The organism is Methylobacterium sp. AC433, from assembly GCF_979253015.1.
On sequence record NZ_CEEDBN010000002.1, the window covers coordinates 121,903 to 136,747 of the forward strand.

15 protein-coding genes are annotated in these 14,845 nt (G+C 75.4%); 1 reads left to right on the forward strand and 14 read right to left on the reverse strand.

What is annotated here, in order from left to right; translation table 11 throughout:
- Positions 1–13: 13 nt before the first annotated feature.
- The 4 genes from AC0IWM_RS04100 to cbiE are packed head-to-tail and all read right to left on the reverse strand — an operon-like array spanning position 14 to position 3,766.
- Positions 14–1,324: a cobyrinate a,c-diamide synthase gene (locus tag AC0IWM_RS04100; protein WP_471753196.1), complete on the reverse strand. Its 1,311-nt coding sequence runs from the start codon at positions 1,322–1,324 to the stop codon at positions 14–16.
- Positions 1,321–2,118, reverse strand: coding sequence for a precorrin-4 C(11)-methyltransferase (gene cobM, locus AC0IWM_RS04105; RefSeq protein ID WP_471753197.1), 798 nt, complete (start codon positions 2,116–2,118; stop codon positions 1,321–1,323). Before cobM ends, AC0IWM_RS04100 begins: the two co-directional genes overlap by 4 nt.
- Positions 2,115–2,531 (reverse strand): cobalamin biosynthesis protein, encoded by a 417-nt coding sequence (locus AC0IWM_RS04110; protein WP_471753198.1) that lies wholly within the window; start codon positions 2,529–2,531, stop codon positions 2,115–2,117. The genes cobM and AC0IWM_RS04110 overlap by 4 nt, the downstream gene beginning before the upstream one ends.
- Positions 2,528–3,766, reverse strand: coding sequence for a precorrin-6y C5,15-methyltransferase (decarboxylating) subunit CbiE (cbiE, locus tag AC0IWM_RS04115; RefSeq protein ID WP_471753199.1), 1,239 nt, complete (start codon positions 3,764–3,766; stop codon positions 2,528–2,530). The genes AC0IWM_RS04110 and cbiE overlap by 4 nt, the downstream gene beginning before the upstream one ends.
- Between cbiE and AC0IWM_RS04120 the strand changes: the two genes are divergently transcribed.
- On the forward strand, positions 3,765–4,526 hold the full coding sequence (locus tag AC0IWM_RS04120) for a cobalt-precorrin-6A reductase (protein WP_471753200.1): 762 nt from the start codon (positions 3,765–3,767) through the stop codon (positions 4,524–4,526). The genes cbiE and AC0IWM_RS04120 overlap by 2 nt on opposite strands.
- 20 nt (positions 4,527–4,546) lie before the next feature.
- Here the strand turns inward: AC0IWM_RS04120 and cobJ are convergent, their stop codons facing one another.
- From cobJ to AC0IWM_RS04170, 10 genes are read right to left on the reverse strand one after another with little or no spacing between them, the layout of a single operon-like run.
- On the reverse strand, positions 4,547–5,317 hold the full coding sequence (cobJ, locus tag AC0IWM_RS04125) for a precorrin-3B C(17)-methyltransferase (protein WP_471753201.1): 771 nt from the start codon (positions 5,315–5,317) through the stop codon (positions 4,547–4,549).
- Positions 5,314–6,105 (reverse strand): precorrin-2 C(20)-methyltransferase, encoded by a 792-nt coding sequence (locus AC0IWM_RS04130; RefSeq protein ID WP_471753202.1) that lies wholly within the window; start codon positions 6,103–6,105, stop codon positions 5,314–5,316. Before AC0IWM_RS04130 ends, cobJ begins: the two co-directional genes overlap by 4 nt.
- Entirely contained in the window at positions 6,105–6,737 is a 633-nt protein-coding gene (locus AC0IWM_RS04135; protein ID WP_471753203.1) for a precorrin-8X methylmutase, read from the reverse strand. Before AC0IWM_RS04135 ends, AC0IWM_RS04130 begins: the two co-directional genes overlap by 1 nt.
- Positions 6,734–8,083, reverse strand: a complete 1,350-nt coding sequence (gene cobG / locus AC0IWM_RS04140) for a precorrin-3B synthase (protein WP_471753204.1) — start codon at positions 8,081–8,083, stop codon at positions 6,734–6,736. Before cobG ends, AC0IWM_RS04135 begins: the two co-directional genes overlap by 4 nt.
- Positions 8,080–11,418, reverse strand: coding sequence for a cobaltochelatase subunit CobN (gene cobN, locus AC0IWM_RS04145; protein WP_471753506.1), 3,339 nt, complete (start codon positions 11,416–11,418; stop codon positions 8,080–8,082). Before cobN ends, cobG begins: the two co-directional genes overlap by 4 nt.
- Positions 11,419–11,470: 52 nt before the next feature.
- Positions 11,471–12,391: a DUF4349 domain-containing protein gene (locus tag AC0IWM_RS04150; RefSeq protein ID WP_471753205.1), complete on the reverse strand. Its 921-nt coding sequence runs from the start codon at positions 12,389–12,391 to the stop codon at positions 11,471–11,473.
- Positions 12,388–13,422: a cobalamin biosynthesis protein CobW gene (gene cobW / locus AC0IWM_RS04155; protein WP_471753206.1), complete on the reverse strand. Its 1,035-nt coding sequence runs from the start codon at positions 13,420–13,422 to the stop codon at positions 12,388–12,390. The genes AC0IWM_RS04150 and cobW overlap by 4 nt, the downstream gene beginning before the upstream one ends.
- Positions 13,419–13,847 carry a DUF1636 family protein gene (locus tag AC0IWM_RS04160; protein ID WP_471753207.1) on the reverse strand — a complete coding sequence of 143 codons (429 nt, stop codon included), beginning with the start codon at positions 13,845–13,847 and terminating at the stop codon, positions 13,419–13,421. The genes cobW and AC0IWM_RS04160 overlap by 4 nt, the downstream gene beginning before the upstream one ends.
- Complete coding sequence (locus tag AC0IWM_RS04165) at positions 13,840–14,598, reverse strand: CbtA family protein (RefSeq protein WP_471753208.1); 759 nt, start codon at positions 14,596–14,598, stop codon at positions 13,840–13,842. Before AC0IWM_RS04165 ends, AC0IWM_RS04160 begins: the two co-directional genes overlap by 8 nt.
- Positions 14,599–14,625: 27 nt before the next feature.
- Positions 14,626–14,802, reverse strand: a complete 177-nt coding sequence (locus AC0IWM_RS04170; RefSeq protein WP_055947494.1) for a CbtB domain-containing protein — start codon at positions 14,800–14,802, stop codon at positions 14,626–14,628.
- Between the last annotated feature and the right edge of the window lie 43 nt (positions 14,803–14,845).

The window sequence follows — 14,845 nt, forward strand, 5'->3', positions numbered from 1 at the left end:
CGCCGCGAGCGGCCTAGCCGATCCAGTGGAAGAAGCTGCCGGTGACGGAGCCGCGGCGATGCCCGGCGAGTCCGAGGGACACGCCCTCCGCATCGGTCACCGCCGCGAGCCCCGTCTCGGGCGTCGGTGGCCCGCTCCGCTCGCTGGCATAGTGGAACTCGTGCCCGACCAGGCGCGCGCCCGCCGCCCCGAGGGACCCTGCGGCCAGGAGCGTCGCCACCCGGTAGCCGAGATGCAGCCGGCGCGTCCGGTAGGAGGTCGCCACCGGCAGCAGGGCCGCCATGGGGTGCGTGACCCCTGCCGCATCCTCCAGGCTCTCGCCGAGAACCATGTAGCCGCCGCACTCGCCGTGCACCGGTTTGGCGCGCGCGAAGTCCCGTAAGCCGCCGAGGAAGCGATCCGCCCGCGCCAGGGGCGCGGCATGGAGCTCGGGGTAGCCGCCGGGCAGCCAGCAGGCATCGCAATCGGCCGGGGGCGCCTCGTCGGCCAGGGGCGAGAACGGGATGAGTTCGGCGCCCGCCGCCCGCCAGCCCGTCGCCATGTGCGGATACAGGAACGAGAACGCCGCATCCGACGCGATGGCGATGCGCTGGCCCGGCGGGCGCGGCAGGCGGCCCGTGCCCGGAGCGGGCGCCGCCCCGGCCGCGACGGCCAGGATCGCGTCGAGGTCGAGGCCGGCCTCGGCGAGGTCGGCGAGCCGGTCGAGGCGGGTCTCGAGGTCGCTGGTCTCGCGGGCCTGGACGAGGCCGAGATGGCGCTCGGGCAGGACGAGGCTGGCATCCCGCATCAGCGCCCCGAGCACCGGCATGCCGATGCGGCTCAGCCCGGTCTCGACGAGGCGGCGGTGCCGGGCGCTCGCGACCTTGTTGAGGATCACCCCGGCGATGCGGATGCGCGGATCGTAGGCCCTGCAGCCGAGGGCGAGGGCGGCGGCCGACTGCGCCGCGCCCGAGACGTCGAGGACGAGGATCACCGGCCAGCCGTAGCGGGCGGCGATGTCGGCATTCGCGCCCGTGCGCCCCTCCGGCGCCACGATGCCGTCGAACAGCCCCATCGAGCCCTCGGCGACCACGAGGTCGGCATCCGTGGCCGCGAGGGCCGCCACCGCGTCGAGCATCGGCTCCGGCATGGCGAAGCTGTCGAGGTTGAAGCTCGGATGCCCCGTGGCGGCCTGGTGGAAGGCGGGATCGATGTAGTCCGGCCCGCACTTGGCCCCGCGCACGGCGAGACCCCGGCGGGCGAGCGCCCGCATCAGCGCCAGGGTCACGGTGGTCTTGCCCGAGCTCGAGCGCGGGGCGGCGACGAGGAGGCCGGGCACGCTCAACGGGGGTCTCCGTCCGCGCGCCCGCTCAGTGCGGTCTCGCCCGTCGGCCGGAAGCGCCGGTCGTAATCGGTGGAATACAGGGCGCTCTCCCGGAACTCCGCCGGGTCGAGGGCGGGGCCGACCAGGATCAGCGCCGTGCGCTCCAGCCCCGCCTCCGCCACCTGGCCCGCGATCGTCGCCAGGCTTCCGGTGAGCACCCGCTCGTCGGGCCAGGTGGCGCGAAACACCACCGCGACCGGGCAATCCGCTCCGTAGAACGGACTCAGCTCGGCGACCACCGCGTCGACGACGTGGATCGAGAGGTGCAGGGCCAGCGTCGCCCCGGTGCTCGCGAAGGCCGCCAGGGTCTCGCGCTCCGGCATCGCGCTGGCGCGCCCGGAGGTCCGGGTCAGCACGACGGATTGGGCGAGGCCCGGCACGGTGAGTTCGCGCCGCAGGAGCGCGGCGGCGGCGGCGAAGGACGGCACGCCCGGCGTCACCGTGAAGGGGATGCCGGCCTGGGTCAGGCGGCGGGTCTGTTCGGCCAGAGCGCTCCAGATCGAGAGGTCGCCGGAGTGCAGGCGCGCGACGTCCTGGCCCGCCGCGTGGGCGGCCGCGCATTCGGCCACGATGGCGTCGAGGTCGAGGGGGGCGGTGTCGACGATGCGGGCGCCTGGCGGGCACCAGCCCAGGATCTCGGGGGCGACGAGGGAGCCCGCATGCAGGCAGACGGGGCAGCGCGCGATCAGGTCGCGGCCGCGGACGGTGATGAGGTCGGCGGCGCCCGGGCCGGCGCCGATGAAGTGAACGGTCATGGTCCCTGCGTGACGGATTGTGCGCGAAGCGCAAGGGCGCAGGTCGCCCCGGCGCTGGCGATTCGCCGCACCAGCAGGGTCGCGCCGGGGCCGGCGGCCGCGAGCGCGGCGGCTTCCGCCACCGAGCCGACCCGGCGCGATGCCTCGATCCGCTGCGAACGGGTGGGCACGTCGGCATCCACGGCGATCAGGGCCTCGGGCGGAACCGCGTCCAGGGGGCATCCGAGCCTCTCGGCGACGGCGCGGATCGCCGGCTCCCCGGCCCGGTCGCCGGCAGTGGCGAGGCGGGCGGGGCGGAGGCCCGGCAGGCCGGCGGCGTCGCAGGCCCGCTCGATCAGGGCGAGGATCTCGGCGGGCGACGTCGCATGGCGGAACCCGATCCCGGCGACGAGGTCGCGCGCGGCCGGTGTCATGCCTTGACCCAGGCCCATTGCGTCACCGGCATCGCGCCGCGCCAGCCGTGCAGGTGCCCGACCGGATCGGCATGGGCGATCGTCAGGCGCTTGAGGCTGCCGCCGCGCTGCGCGAAGGCCGCGAGCAGCACGGCCTCGCCCTCCAGGGTCACCACGTTGGCGACGAGGCGTCCGCCCGGGGACAGGGCCGCCACGGCCGCGTCGAGCACCCCCGGCGCGGTGACGCCGCCGCCGATGAAGACGGTGTCGGGCGCCGGCAGGCCGGCGAGCGCCGCCGGGGCGGGGCCCTCCACCACGCGCAGGTCGGGTACGCCGAGGCGCCCTGCGTTGCGGGCGATGCGGGCGGCCCGGGCCGGATTGCCCTCGACGGCGATGGCCCTGAGGCTCGGATGGCGCAGCATCCATTCGATGGAGATCGAGCCGGCTCCGGCGCCGATGTCCCACAGGGTCTGGCCGGCACGCGGGCGCAGGGCCGCCAGCGTCACGGCCCGGATATCCGCCTTGGTCAATTGGCCGTCGTTCTCGAACCAGGTGTCGTCGAGGCCCGGGCTGAGGGTGACGACCTGCGCCGTGGACGGACCGACCACCTCGATGCCCAGCGTGTTGAGGGGATCGAGCCCGGTGAGGTCGAAACCCGCGGCCGTCGCGCCGCGCCGGCGCTCGCGCGGGCCGCCCATGGCTTCCAGGACGGTGAGGTGCGACGCGCCGAGGCCGCGCTCGGCCAGGAGCGCGGCGACCGCCGCCGGCGTGGTCTCGTCCCAGGTCAGGACGAGGAGGCGGGCGCCGGGCTGGAGGTGCGGGATCAGCCGGGGCAGCGCCCGGCCGTGCAGGGTGAGGCAACTCGTCTCCGCCAGGGGCCAGCCGAGGCGGGCGCTGGCGAGGCTGAAGGCGGAGGGGTGGGGGAAGACCCGCATCTCCTCGGCCGGGACGAGGCGGGCGATCTCGGCGCCGATGCCGTAATGGAACGGGTCGCCCGTCGCCAGGATGCAGGTGGGTGTCCCGCGCCGGGCGAGGAGAGCCGGATACGCGTCGGAGATCGGGCTCGGCCAGAGCCGCGCCTCGGCGGCGAGGGGGGCTGCCAGCGCCAGGTGCCGGCGCCCGCCATAGACGAGGTGCGCGCCGTCGAGGGCGGCGGCGGCGGCGGGGCTCAGGCCCGCCCGGCCATCCTCGCCGATGCCCACGATGGTGAGCCAGGGGGCGTGCGCCCGCCGGGTGGACTCGGTGTCACCGGTCATGGACAACGCCCTCATGGGCGGGGGAAGCATGCGGATTCTGATCCTGGGTGGCACCGGCGAGGCGAGCGCGCTGGTGCGCGGGCTCCTGGCGGCGGATCGCAGCCTCGCCGTCACCCTGTCGCTCGCCGGCCGGACCAGCCAGCCGAAGGCGGAGCCCGTGCCGACGCGGATCGGCGGCTTCGGCGGGCCCGAGGGCCTGGCCGCCTGGCTGGGGCAGGACCGCACCGATCTCGTGGTCGATGCGACGCATCCCTTCGCGGCCCGGATGAGTGCCAACGCCGCCGAGGCCTGCGCCCGGACCGGGACGCGCCTGCTGGCGATCCGCCGTCCGGCCTGGAATCCGCTGCCCGGCGACCGCTGGACGGTCGTGCCCGACATGGCGGCCGCCGCCCGGGCGCTCGGCCCCGCACCGCGCCGGGTCTTCCTCACCATCGGGCGGCAGGAGGTCGGCGCCTTCGCCGCGGCGCCGCAGCACGATTACGTGGTGCGCGCCATCGAGGGCATCGATCTGGCGGTCCCGAGGCTGACGTCCATTCAAGCGCGCGGCCCGTTCGACGCGGCCGCCGAGGCCGTGTTCCTGACCGCGCGCGCGATCGAAATCCTGGTCAGCAAGAATTCCGGGGGCAGCGCCACCTCCGGCAAGATCGCCGCGGCGCGGGCGCTGGGCTTGCCCGTGGTGATGGTCGACCGACCGGAGAAACCGGACGTGCCGAGCGTGCCGGACGTCGCGGAAGCCCTCGCGCGGATCGCCGCCCTCTGAGGCCTGCGCCGACCCGCGCATCAGGCCGCCGGCACGCTGCGCGGCGTGTAGACGAAGGGCGTCGCCTCGCCGCGCGGGATCAGGCGGGTGGCCGAGGCGCCGATGATCACGACGGTGGCCATGTCGGCGGTGCTGACGCGGGCCTCGTCGAGGGTGAGCACCCGGATCGCCTCGTCGGGCCGCGAGACCGCGCGGGCGAAGACCACCGGCGTGTCGCCGCGCCGGATCCCGGCGGCCAGGTCGAGGGCCTTGCCGAGCTGCCAGGGCCGCGCCGAGGAGATCGGGTTGTAGAGGGAGACCACGAAATCCGCCCGCAGGACCGCTTCCAGGCGGGCGGTGATGACCTCCCAGGGCTTGAGGTTGTCCGAGAGCGACATCGCGCAGAAATCGCCGCCCAGCGGCGCGCCGAGGCGGGCGGCGGCGGCCAGCATCGCGGTGATGCCGGGCTCCACCGTGATGGGAAGCCTGGCCCAGGCCGGGTCGCCGGCCTCCACGGCCTCGAACACCGCCGCCGCCATGGCGAACACGCCGGGGTCGCCGCCCGAGACCACCACGACGCGCCGGCCGGAGGCGGCGAGTTCGAGGGCGTGGCGCGCCCGGTCGACCTCGACGCGGTTGTCGCTGGCATGGCGGACGAGCCCCGGCCGCTCCGGCACCCGGGCGACGTAGGGGATGTAGCCGATGAGGTCCTGCGCCTGGGCCAGGGCCTCCTGGGCGGCGGCCGTCAGCAGGCGCGGATCGCCGGGCCCGAGGCCGACGATGGTGACGGACCCCGGGACGGGACCGCTCACGGCCGGCGTCCCTCGCCGGGCAGGAGCACCATCGAGAAGTAGGGCGCGACGTCGTCGAGCTTGTCCTTGAGGGCGATCACCCGCTCGCCCGCCATGGTGCCGCGCTCGACATAGACCGCCCGCTCCAGCACGCCGGCCTCGGCGAGCGCCGCCCGCACCTTCGGCAGGTGGCGGCCGAGCTTCATCAGCACGGCGGCGTCGGTGCGCGCCAGGCGCTCCACCAGGGCGGCGTGCGGCAGGGTGGCGGGCAGCACGGTGAGCACGTCGTCGCCCCAGGTGATCGGAGTGCCGGCCCGGGTCCAGCAGCCGGACATGCCGGTGACGCCGGGCACCACCTCCACGGGGAAGCGGTCCTTCAGGCGGCGCCACAGGTGCATGAAGGAGCCGTAGAAGAACGGGTCGCCCTCCGACAGGATCGCGACGTCCCGGCCCGCTCCGAGATGGTCGGCGAGGCGGGCCGAGGCGTCGTCGTAGAAGGCGGCGAGCGCCGCGACGTATTCGGGATGCTCGGGGTGAAGCTCGGTGGTGTAGGGGTAGACCAGCGGGCATTCCCGCGCCGGCTCCGAGGCCAGCACGGCATCCGCGATGGTGCGGGCATTGCCGCGCCGGCCCTTCTTGCAGAAATGCACCAGCACCGGAGCCCGCTCCAGCACCCGCAGGGCGCGGAGGGTGAGGTATTCCGGCTCGCCCGGGCCCATGCCGACGCCGAACAGGGTGCCGGTGGTCACCGCACGCGGATTCTCGGTCCGCTCCGCCGGGTCGGGGGGAAGCCGCTCGCCCGAATCCATCACTCGATCTCTTGCGCGAGCGCGTTGACGGCCGCGGCGGTCATGGCGCTGCCGCCGCGCCGGCCATGGACCACGATGAAGGGCACGCGGCCGTCGCGGGCGAGCGCTTCCTTCGATTCGGCGGCACCGACGAACCCGACCGGGATGCCGATGACGGCGGCCGGGGGGGGCACGCCGTCGTCGAGGAGTTCGAGCAGGCGGAACAGCGCGGTCGGCGCATTGCCCACAGCCACGACGCTGCCGGGCAGGTGCTCGCGCCAGAGCTCCATGGCGGCGGCCGAGCGGGTGGTGCCCATGGCGGCGGCCAGCTCCGGCACGCGCGGATCGCTCAGGGTGCAGATCACCCGGTTGTCGGCGGGCAGCCGTGCCCGGGTGACGCCGTCGGCGACCATGCGGACGTCGCACAGGATCGGCGCCCCGGCCTTCAGGGCCGCCTCGCCGGCCTGCGCGAAATCGGGGGAGGCCTCCACGTCGCGCGGCAGGTCGGTCATGCCGCAGGCATGGATCATCCGCACCACGACCCGCTCGGCGGTGCCCTGGAAGCGCGCGAGATCGGCCTCGGCCCGGATCATCGCGAAGGAGCGGGCGTAGATCGCCCCTCCGTCACGCAGGTAGTCGAGGCGGGAACTCATGACGGTCGCGGTCCTGGCGGGGGTTCTGGGACGATCTGGGCGAGGGATAATGCCGAATCCGCCCTCCTTACGCGCTCCAGCGCGGCCTCGAAAGGGAGGCGCGTCGCCGGCAACGCATCGGGGCGCCCGGACAGCACGACGTCGTAGTGTCCGTCCCGCCCGACGAGGGTGAGGTCGGCGGCGCCCGGATGGGCGCAGCCCTTGGGGCAGCCCGAGACATGGGCGCGCAGGCCCCGCGCCGCGAAGGGCCGGAACGCCTCGGCCAGGCGGGCCGCGTCGTGCAGGGTCGGCGTCGAGCCCGAGGCGCAGGCCGGCGCGCCGGGGCAGGCCGCAACGGCCCCGCGCGGATCGTCGGCCCGCGTCAGGAAGCCGGCCCCGGCCAGGGCTCTGCGCGCGGTCTCGGCGGCTCCGGCGTCGGCGCAGACGAGGAGGACGCCGCGGGTCGGGGAGAGGCGCAGATCCGCAGCCCCGACGGCGTCCGCCGTATCGGCGAGACGGCCGAGCGCATCGGCCGTGCCGCGGCCGAAGGGGGCGTCGACGAGGAGGGCGACGGCGCCATCCGCCACCGGGGACGCGGATCGCGGGGACCCGCGTTCGGGCCTGACGGGAGTGGGCAGGGGGAACGCGCCCGGACTCAGGGCGGACGACGCGGCCGGGGCCGGGATTGCCGGTAGGGCGAAGCGAGCCGGGATCTCCGCGCGCGCTACGTCGGGGACATCGCGCATCCGGCGCTGCCCGCTCGCCGCCAGCAGGCGCAGGGCCGCCTCCACGACGGTCTCCACGTCGTCGTCGGGCAGGCGCCACCAGGCCGCATCGCCGGCGAGGTGCAGGGCCAGGCCACCGCGGATGGCGACACAGTGAAGGTCGGCTTCCGCCGGGCCGAGGGCGATGCCGTGGGTGGCCGACTCGACGGCGACCAGGGATTTCGGCGGCAGGCCGGCGATTCCCAGCCCGATCGCCTCGATCCGGCGGGCCAGGGCAGGGACGTCGACCGCCCCGGCGGGTTCGAACCCCGCCAGCGGCGTGGTCAGGGTGAGGCGCTGCGGGCCGCCGTCGTGACGGACATCCCCGAGCCCGGCGGCCGCCAGGGCTTCGGCCAGACCGCAGCGGGTCGCCTCGGTGACGCCGCGGATCTGCAGGTTGGCCCGGGCGGTGACGTCGACATGGCCGTTGCCGAAGCGGCGCGCGGCGTCCGCCACCGCCCGGGCCTGGGCCGCGGTCAGGCGCCCGAGGGGCGGGTGGACGCGGGCGAGCAGGCCGTCGCCGGTGGGCATCGGCCGGGCGAGGCTCGGGCACCAGCCGCGCCGGCTCGGCGCCTCCGGAGCGACGCGGCGGGGCGCGTTCATTCGGCCGCCTCGCGCAGGAGTTCGTCCGCCGCCATGGCATTGCGCCGTGTGGTCCAGAGGCCGCGCCGGCGGGCCTCGTCGAAGCGCTCGAGGATGGCGCGGGCCGCCTCCGGATTGGCCGCCCGCAGGGCCTCGAAGGTCTCGAGGTCGGCGATCATCGCGCCGTAGAGCCGGTCGAGGTCGGCGTCGGAGACCGCGTCCGTGGTCGCGGCGAGGACGAAGACCGCGTCGATCCCCTGCGCCAGTTCCTGGGCGCCGCGATAGCCGTGCCGGAGCTGCGCCGCGATCCAGCGCGGATGGGCGAGGCGGCCCCGGATCAGGCGGGCGGCGTCCTCGCGGGCGGTGCGGGCCTTCGGGGTCTCGGGCGTGGCGACGTCGAGGCTGTAGAGGGCGGGGCTCGCCCCCGTCAGGGCGGCGGCGGCCGAGAAGCCGCCCATCGCCTCCACGGCGGCGTCGCCGTCGAGGAGGTCGCGCTCGGCGACGTCGAAGGCATGCACGTAGGCGTCGGCGCCCGCGACCCGCGCCGCGAAGCCGGCATCCGCCGCCTCCGCCGTGCCGCCATAGGCGTGGGAGGTCGCTTCGAGATAGGCGCGCCCGAGATCGTCGCGGCTGTCCCAGGCGCCGTCCAGGGCGAGGCCGCCGGCCCCCGCGCCGTAGCGCCCGGGCGCCGCGCCGTAGACCCGGGCCGGCGCCTCGCCGCGGCGGCGGGCGGCGGCCAGGGGATTCTCGTCGTCCTCCTCCTCGCGGGCGGCCACCGCCTCTGAGGCGCGGGCGAGGAGCGACAGGGTCTCGGGGAAGGTGTCGCGAAAGGCGCCCGAGACCCGCACCGTCACGTCGATGCGCGGCCGGTCGAGGAGGGCCAGCGGCAGCACCTCGAAGCCGGTGACGCGGGTCGAGGCATGGTCCCAGACCGGGCGCACGCCCATCAGCGCCAGGGCGTGGGCGATGTCCTCGCCGCCGGTGCGCAGGGTCGGCGAGGCCCAGAGATCCATGACGATCCGGGCCGGGTACTCGCCCTCGTCCTGCAGGTAGCGCAGGACCACGGCGTCGGCCGCCCGGGCGCCCAGGGTCGTCGCGGCCCGGGTCGGCAGGCTGCGCGGGTCCAGGGTGGCGAGGTTGCGCCCCGTAGGCATCACGTCGGTGCGCCCGCGCGACGGCGAGCCGGCAGGGCCGGGGGCCACGAAGCGCCCGTCGAGGGCGCGCAGCAGGCCGAAGCGCTCGCCCTCGGCGCAGGCCGCCACGGCGGCGGGCGCCTCCCGGGCCGCGCGGCCGAAGACGTGCAGCCCGTCGCGCGCGGTCACTTCGCCGAGGTCGCAGAGATGCGCGTCGAGGGCCGCCAGCGCGTCCGGCATCGGGGTGTCGGCGTCGATCCCGGTGCCGGCGAGGAGCCCGGCCGACATCGCCTCGTCCAGGATGGTGCGCGCCAGGATCGCGGCGCGGCGCGGATCGAGCACGCTGGCGGCGGAATACTCCTCCACGAGCTCGCGCAGGCGGGCGGCGTCGGGGTCGAGCCCCGTCACGCCGGTCTGCGGCGTTAGGTGCCCGAGGGCGACGCCCCCGAGGCGCCGCTTCAGGGGCGCGGCCTCGCCCGGATCGTCGACGATGAAGGGATAGACCACCGGGAGCGCCCCGACGGCGCGGGCCGGCCAGCAATCCGGCGAGAGCGCCACGGCCTTGCCCGGCAGCCACTCGGTGGTGCCGTGGGTGCCGAGATGGATCAGGGCATCGAACCGGCTGCGCAGGCCGAGATGGAAGGCCAGATAGGCATGGGTCGGCACCGCGTCGGGGTCGTGATAAGCGGCCTTGCGGTCCGCCGACCGCCCGCGATCGGGCTGGAGGAAGACGGCGAGGCGCCCGCCCTCCGTGGCCAGGCTCGCGAAGCGGAACGCGCCCTCCCGACAGGACGGGTCGGCCTCCGGCGGCCCCCATTCGGCGTCGAGGCCGGCGCGGGCGGTCTCGGGCAGCGTGCCGAGCCAGTCGCGATAGGCATCGAGGGAGACCGCGAAGTCCCTCGGCCCCCGCGTCAGCCTCCGCATCAGGGCTTCGGCCCCGGGCAGCGCGCCGACGCCGTAGCCGGCTTGCCGCAGATCCGCGACGATCGCCCGGGCGCTTTCCGGCGTGTCGAGGCCGACGGCGAAGCCCGCGCGGCCGCCGCGGGCGGGATAGTCCGACAGCACCAGGGCGAGGCGGCGCTCGGCGCGGGGGAGGCGGGCGAGGCGGACCCAGGCGGCGGCGCGCTCGGCCAGGGCCGCGATGCCCTCCGCATGGGGCACGGCGCGGCGCTCGGCGAAGCCCTCGGTCTCCGGTCTCTCCTCCTTGAACGAGATCGGGAACCCGGAGAGCCGCCCGTCGAATTCCGGCAGGGCGACCTGCATGGCGAGATCCGCGGCCCCCATGCCCCGGGCCGAGGCGGTCCAGGCGTCCCGCGCCGCGCCGATGCTGAAGGCCTGGATCACCGGGCAATCGGCGGTATCGAGGACGAAATCCGCATCCTCCCGGGCCGAGAAGGCGGTGGCGGCGATCACGATGGCGGGCCGATGCGCGGCGATGGCCGCCCTGAGGGGAGCGGTCGCGGCCGGGTCCTTCAGGCTCGACACGGCCACCACCAGCACCGCGAGGCCGCGGGCCTGGAGCGCGGCGCCCAACGCGGCGATCGGCGCGGTGTCGCCGGAGAGCACGCTCGACCGGTAGACCAAGAGCAGCGCCACCGGCGCCTGGTCCGAACCGATCTGGAACGGCCGCCCAGCGGCGACGGCCTGCCCCTCGTCGACGGGGCCGCAGCCCGGGCAGCAGACGAAGCCGCGGGGCAGGGGCCGAGGCGGCTCGACCGATCCGGCGCACCCGATCTCGGCGGCGATGCGCCCGATCAGGCGGCGCAGGTTCGCAGCGCCTCCGGCCCGGAAATAGGCGTCGAAGTCGGGGGCGAGGTCGGGCTTCGTGGAATAGCCGTCGAGGCGCGGATCGGGCCGGTCGTCCCCCGGCAGCACCACGAGCACCACCCCGGAGGCGCGGGCGGCCGCGCTGGCGCGCTCGAGGCCGTAGCGCCAGTAATCGAGGCCGCCGAGGCAGCGGATCACGACGATCCGTGCCTTGGCGATCACGGACTCGACGTAGAGGTCGACCGACATCGGGTGGCGAAGCTTCGCGAGCTTGGCGAGCCGCAGGGTCGGCGCCGCGGCCGAGCCCGCCGGGAAGGCGGCCGCGTGGGCGCCGGCCATGCCGAACAGGTCGGAATCGGTGAAGGACAGGAAGACGATGTCTCCCGGCGCCTGGCCGAGATCGACCGCGGCTTCGCCCTCGTCGAGGGAGACCGTATCGATGCGGATCAGGTGCATGGCGGCCGACCCGGCGTCATGCACCTGTTCGTGCACCTGTTCGTGGCCCCGTTCATGGCCGCTCCTGCCTCAGGGGCCTCCGGAGCCCGCCGCGACGGCGGCGGCGCAGGCGCCAGAGGCCGCGCAGGATGAGTGTTCCGAGAGCGACGAGGGGGAGCCAGGGCAGGCTCACGATGGCGAAGCGCAGGGCGGCCCCCGCGCTCGCCCCGAGGGTGGCACCGGCCTGATCCCAGGCCTCCTGCACCGGCGCCAGGGGGCCGGAACGGGCCTGGTCCGCCCGGAAGGCGACGGCGACGGTTTCGGTGTCGACCCGCTGCTGGAGCCCGCGCTGCTGGGCCTCGCCCTCCTCGATCTGGGACTGGACCTGGGCCAGCTCCTGCGCGATCCGGATGAGGTCCTCGACGCGGGTATCGGGCTTGGCCGCCAGGGCGTCGAGGCGCTCGCGATAGGCGGTGCGCTGCGCGAGGCGCCGCTCGCCGTCCTCGATGGCGCGGGTCAGGTCGTCGGCCCGCGTCGCCTGGCGCCGCACGACGACGTCGCCCGGCTGCTCGCCCGGCAGGGGCGCCGTGAGAAAGGCGACGTACGCGTCCACCGCCGCGTGGGGAAGCCGGACCTGGATCTGCGCCTGGGGCCGGCCGGACGGGCGCGAGCCCTCCTCGAGTGACGCGGACACCAATACGCAGCCCGGTGCGGTCCCGGTCAGGCAGCGGTCCCGCGCCGCCGTGAAATGCGCGCCGACGCGATCCGCCGGCAGGCCGATGGTCAGGTCGTGCGCGTAGGCGAGTCTGGCGGCGTTCCGCTGGGCCTGGGCGACCGGGCTGACCGGGGCGGCGTTGCGGGCCGCGTCGGGGGCGGGCCGTTCCTTGGAATCCGTGCAGCCTCCGAGGCCGATCAGCGCCGCGAGGCCGAAGGCGGCCAGCGGCGGCCGCCGGCAGCCGGCCGCGCCACGCCGCAGGGCCGCGCGGCGGCTCATCCCGCCAGGGCCTCGGCGACGGCGCCCTGATCGAAGCCCTTCAGGCCGATCACCACGAGGCGGCCGTCGCGCGGCTCGGTGGATCTCCAGGGACGGTCGTAATGGTGGGCGATGCGGGCGCCCACGCCCTGGACCACGAGCCGCATCGGCTTGCCGGTCACCTCGGCGAAGCCCTTGATGCGCAGCACGCCCTCGGTCTCGGCGGCGCGGGCGACGCGGATCGCGAGGTCCTCGGCGGAGGCCGCGGCCGCCACCGGCAGCGCCACCGAGTCGAAGTCGTCGTGGTCGTGGTCCTCGCCCTCGCCGTGGTGGGAGGGGCGCGCGTCGAGGTCGTCCTCGGCCGCGGCCTCGATCCCCAGGATCACGCGCGGGTCGAGGCGGCCGTGCTCGGCCTCCACCATCTTCACCGCGCGGGGCAGGTGCCCGGCCACCTCGGCGCGGACCTTGGCGCGCCCGGCCTCGTCGAGGAGGTCGGTCTTGTTCATCACCACGAGGTCCGCACAGAGGAGCTGGTCCTCGAACACCTCCTCCAGGGGATTGTCGTGATCGACGCTGGCGTCGTCCGCGCGCTGGGCGGCCAGCGCCGCCGGATCGTCGGCGAAGAAGCCGGCGGCCACGGCGGGACCGTCGATGACCGCGACCACGCCGTCCACCGTCACGCGCGAGCGGATCGCCGGCCACTGGAAGGCCTGGACCAGGGGCTTCGGCAGGGCGAGGCCCGAGGTCTCGATGAGGATGTGCTCGGGCGGATCGGCCCGGTCGAGGAGCTTGTTCAGGGCCGGCACGAAGTCGTCCGCCACGGTGCAGCAGATGCAGCCGTTGGCGAGCTCGACGATATCCTCGTCCCCGCAGCCCTCAATGCCGCAGGCGGCCAGGAACGAGCCGTCGAAGCCGATATCGCCGAACTCGTTGACGATGATGGCGAGGCGCCGCCCGTTGGCGTTCTCCACGAGGTGGCGCACCAGGGTGGTCTTGCCGGCCCCGAGGAAGCCGGTGACGATGGTGCAGGGGATCTTGGCGACGAGGGTCATTCGGCGGCGTCCGGATGGGGGGGCGCCGCGACGGGCGGCGAGGGAGCGGGGAACGGCGGGATGCGGGCGACGACGCCCTTGCGGAATTCCTGGGGCCTCGCCTTCCACGGCACGATGCCGTCCGGCGTCTCGGCATAGAGGGCGAGGCCGTCCAGGATGGTGGCGGCGGATTCCACCGGGTCGAGGTCGCCGTAGACGTAGGTCCAGCGCCCCTGCGACGCCACCGCCACCGTGCAGGGCCGCTTGCAGACCGAGAGGCATTCGACGCTCTCGACCGCGATGCCGGGGTGGCCGCCGGCGCTCACGGCCTCCTGGAGGGCGGCGAGCAGCCGCGCGCCGGCGCGCGGCTCCGACGCGTCGCCCGCCGCCCGGCAGGTGGCGCAGACGTAGAGGGTGACGGGCGCGGCGGTCTCGGGCTCAGGCATGAACGGCCCGGCTCCGGCCGAACAGGCCCCAGGCCCAGCCATAGGCCAGCCCGATCACCGCCCAGAACACGAAGGCGATGCCCAGCGAGCGCGCGGCGAACTGCGCCGCGTAGGAGGCCGGCAGGTTCGAGGCGGCGTGGCTCGCCTCCGGCGCGCCCGCGAGATGCGGCGCGACGAGGAGGACGATGCCGCCCGCGATGGTGATCGGCGCCCGCCGGATCGCGATGAGATACAGCCCCATGGCGGTGGCCGCGGCGGTCATCACCCACCAGAACTGGCGGTCGGCCAGGGGCGCGGCCTCCATGCCGGGCAGTTCCGGCGCGAGGCCGAGGGCGGGGGCCAGCGCCACCGCGAGGAAGCCCCCGATGGCGAAGCGCAGGCCCGTCTCGGGGTTGGGCTCGCGGTTGCAGGCCAGCAGGACGGCGCCGAGCAGGAGCGCGTAGCCGACGCCGCCCACCAGGGTGGCGAGCGCCGTGAAGGCCATGCGGGGCAGGCCGGGGCCGGGCTGCCAGTCGGGCGCGACCTCGCCGCCCGCCACCGAAGGATCCTTGGTGCCGTGATCGTGCCCACCGTGCACCCGCACGATCAGCGCGGCGGACGACAGCAGGGCCGGTTCAGCGGTGGAGGCCTGCGTCTCGTAGCGCTCGGCCGCGATGATGAGCGGCGAGGTGAGCGCGAGCTGCAGGACCGTCGCGACGACAGCCGCGAGGAAGCCGGCGACCAGGGCCGCCGACACGAGCCGGATGATCATGGGGGTGTCTGCCTTAAGCGGATGCGCTCAGTGGCAGGGGAAGTTCTGGCTGTGCCGGAAGTCGTGGGCCGCGTTGTGCAGCGCCATCGCGGGGGCGAAGCCCGCCATGAACACGAGGCCGAGGCCGAGGAAGGCGGCCACGAGCACGGCGCCGAGGCGCTCGTTGGTGCGGGTGCCGGTCAGGACGAGGGTGTTGGTCGACATCGCGTTCATCTCCTGGCCGCCCCGCCGGCGGCCGTCATCGAGC

Coding starts and splice junctions, on each gene's coding strand:
- cobM (WP_471753197.1), bottom strand. CDS start 2,118: ATGACCGTTCACTTCATCGGCGCCGGCCCGGGCGCCGCCGACCTCATC.
- AC0IWM_RS04110 (WP_471753198.1), bottom strand. CDS start 2,531: ATGACACCGGCCGCGCGCGACCTCGTCGCCGGGATCGGGTTCCGCCAT.
- AC0IWM_RS04120 (WP_471753200.1), top strand. CDS start 3,765: ATGGACAACGCCCTCATGGGCGGGGGAAGCATGCGGATTCTGATCCTG.
- cbiE (WP_471753199.1), bottom strand. CDS start 3,766: ATGACCGGTGACACCGAGTCCACCCGGCGGGCGCACGCCCCCTGGCTC.
- AC0IWM_RS04130 (WP_471753202.1), bottom strand. CDS start 6,105: ATGGATTCGGGCGAGCGGCTTCCCCCCGACCCGGCGGAGCGGACCGAG.
- AC0IWM_RS04135 (WP_471753203.1), bottom strand. CDS start 6,737: ATGAGTTCCCGCCTCGACTACCTGCGTGACGGAGGGGCGATCTACGCC.
- cobG (WP_471753204.1), bottom strand. CDS start 8,083: ATGAACGCGCCCCGCCGCGTCGCTCCGGAGGCGCCGAGCCGGCGCGGC.
- cobN (WP_471753506.1), bottom strand. CDS start 11,418: ATGCACCTGATCCGCATCGATACGGTCTCCCTCGACGAGGGCGAAGCC.
- AC0IWM_RS04150 (WP_471753205.1), bottom strand. CDS start 12,391: ATGAGCCGCCGCGCGGCCCTGCGGCGTGGCGCGGCCGGCTGCCGGCGG.
- cobW (WP_471753206.1), bottom strand. CDS start 13,422: ATGACCCTCGTCGCCAAGATCCCCTGCACCATCGTCACCGGCTTCCTC.
- AC0IWM_RS04160 (WP_471753207.1), bottom strand. CDS start 13,847: ATGCCTGAGCCCGAGACCGCCGCGCCCGTCACCCTCTACGTCTGCGCC.
- AC0IWM_RS04165 (WP_471753208.1), bottom strand. CDS start 14,598: ATGATCATCCGGCTCGTGTCGGCGGCCCTGGTCGCCGGCTTCCTCGCG.
- AC0IWM_RS04170 (WP_055947494.1), bottom strand. CDS start 14,802: ATGTCGACCAACACCCTCGTCCTGACCGGCACCCGCACCAACGAGCGC.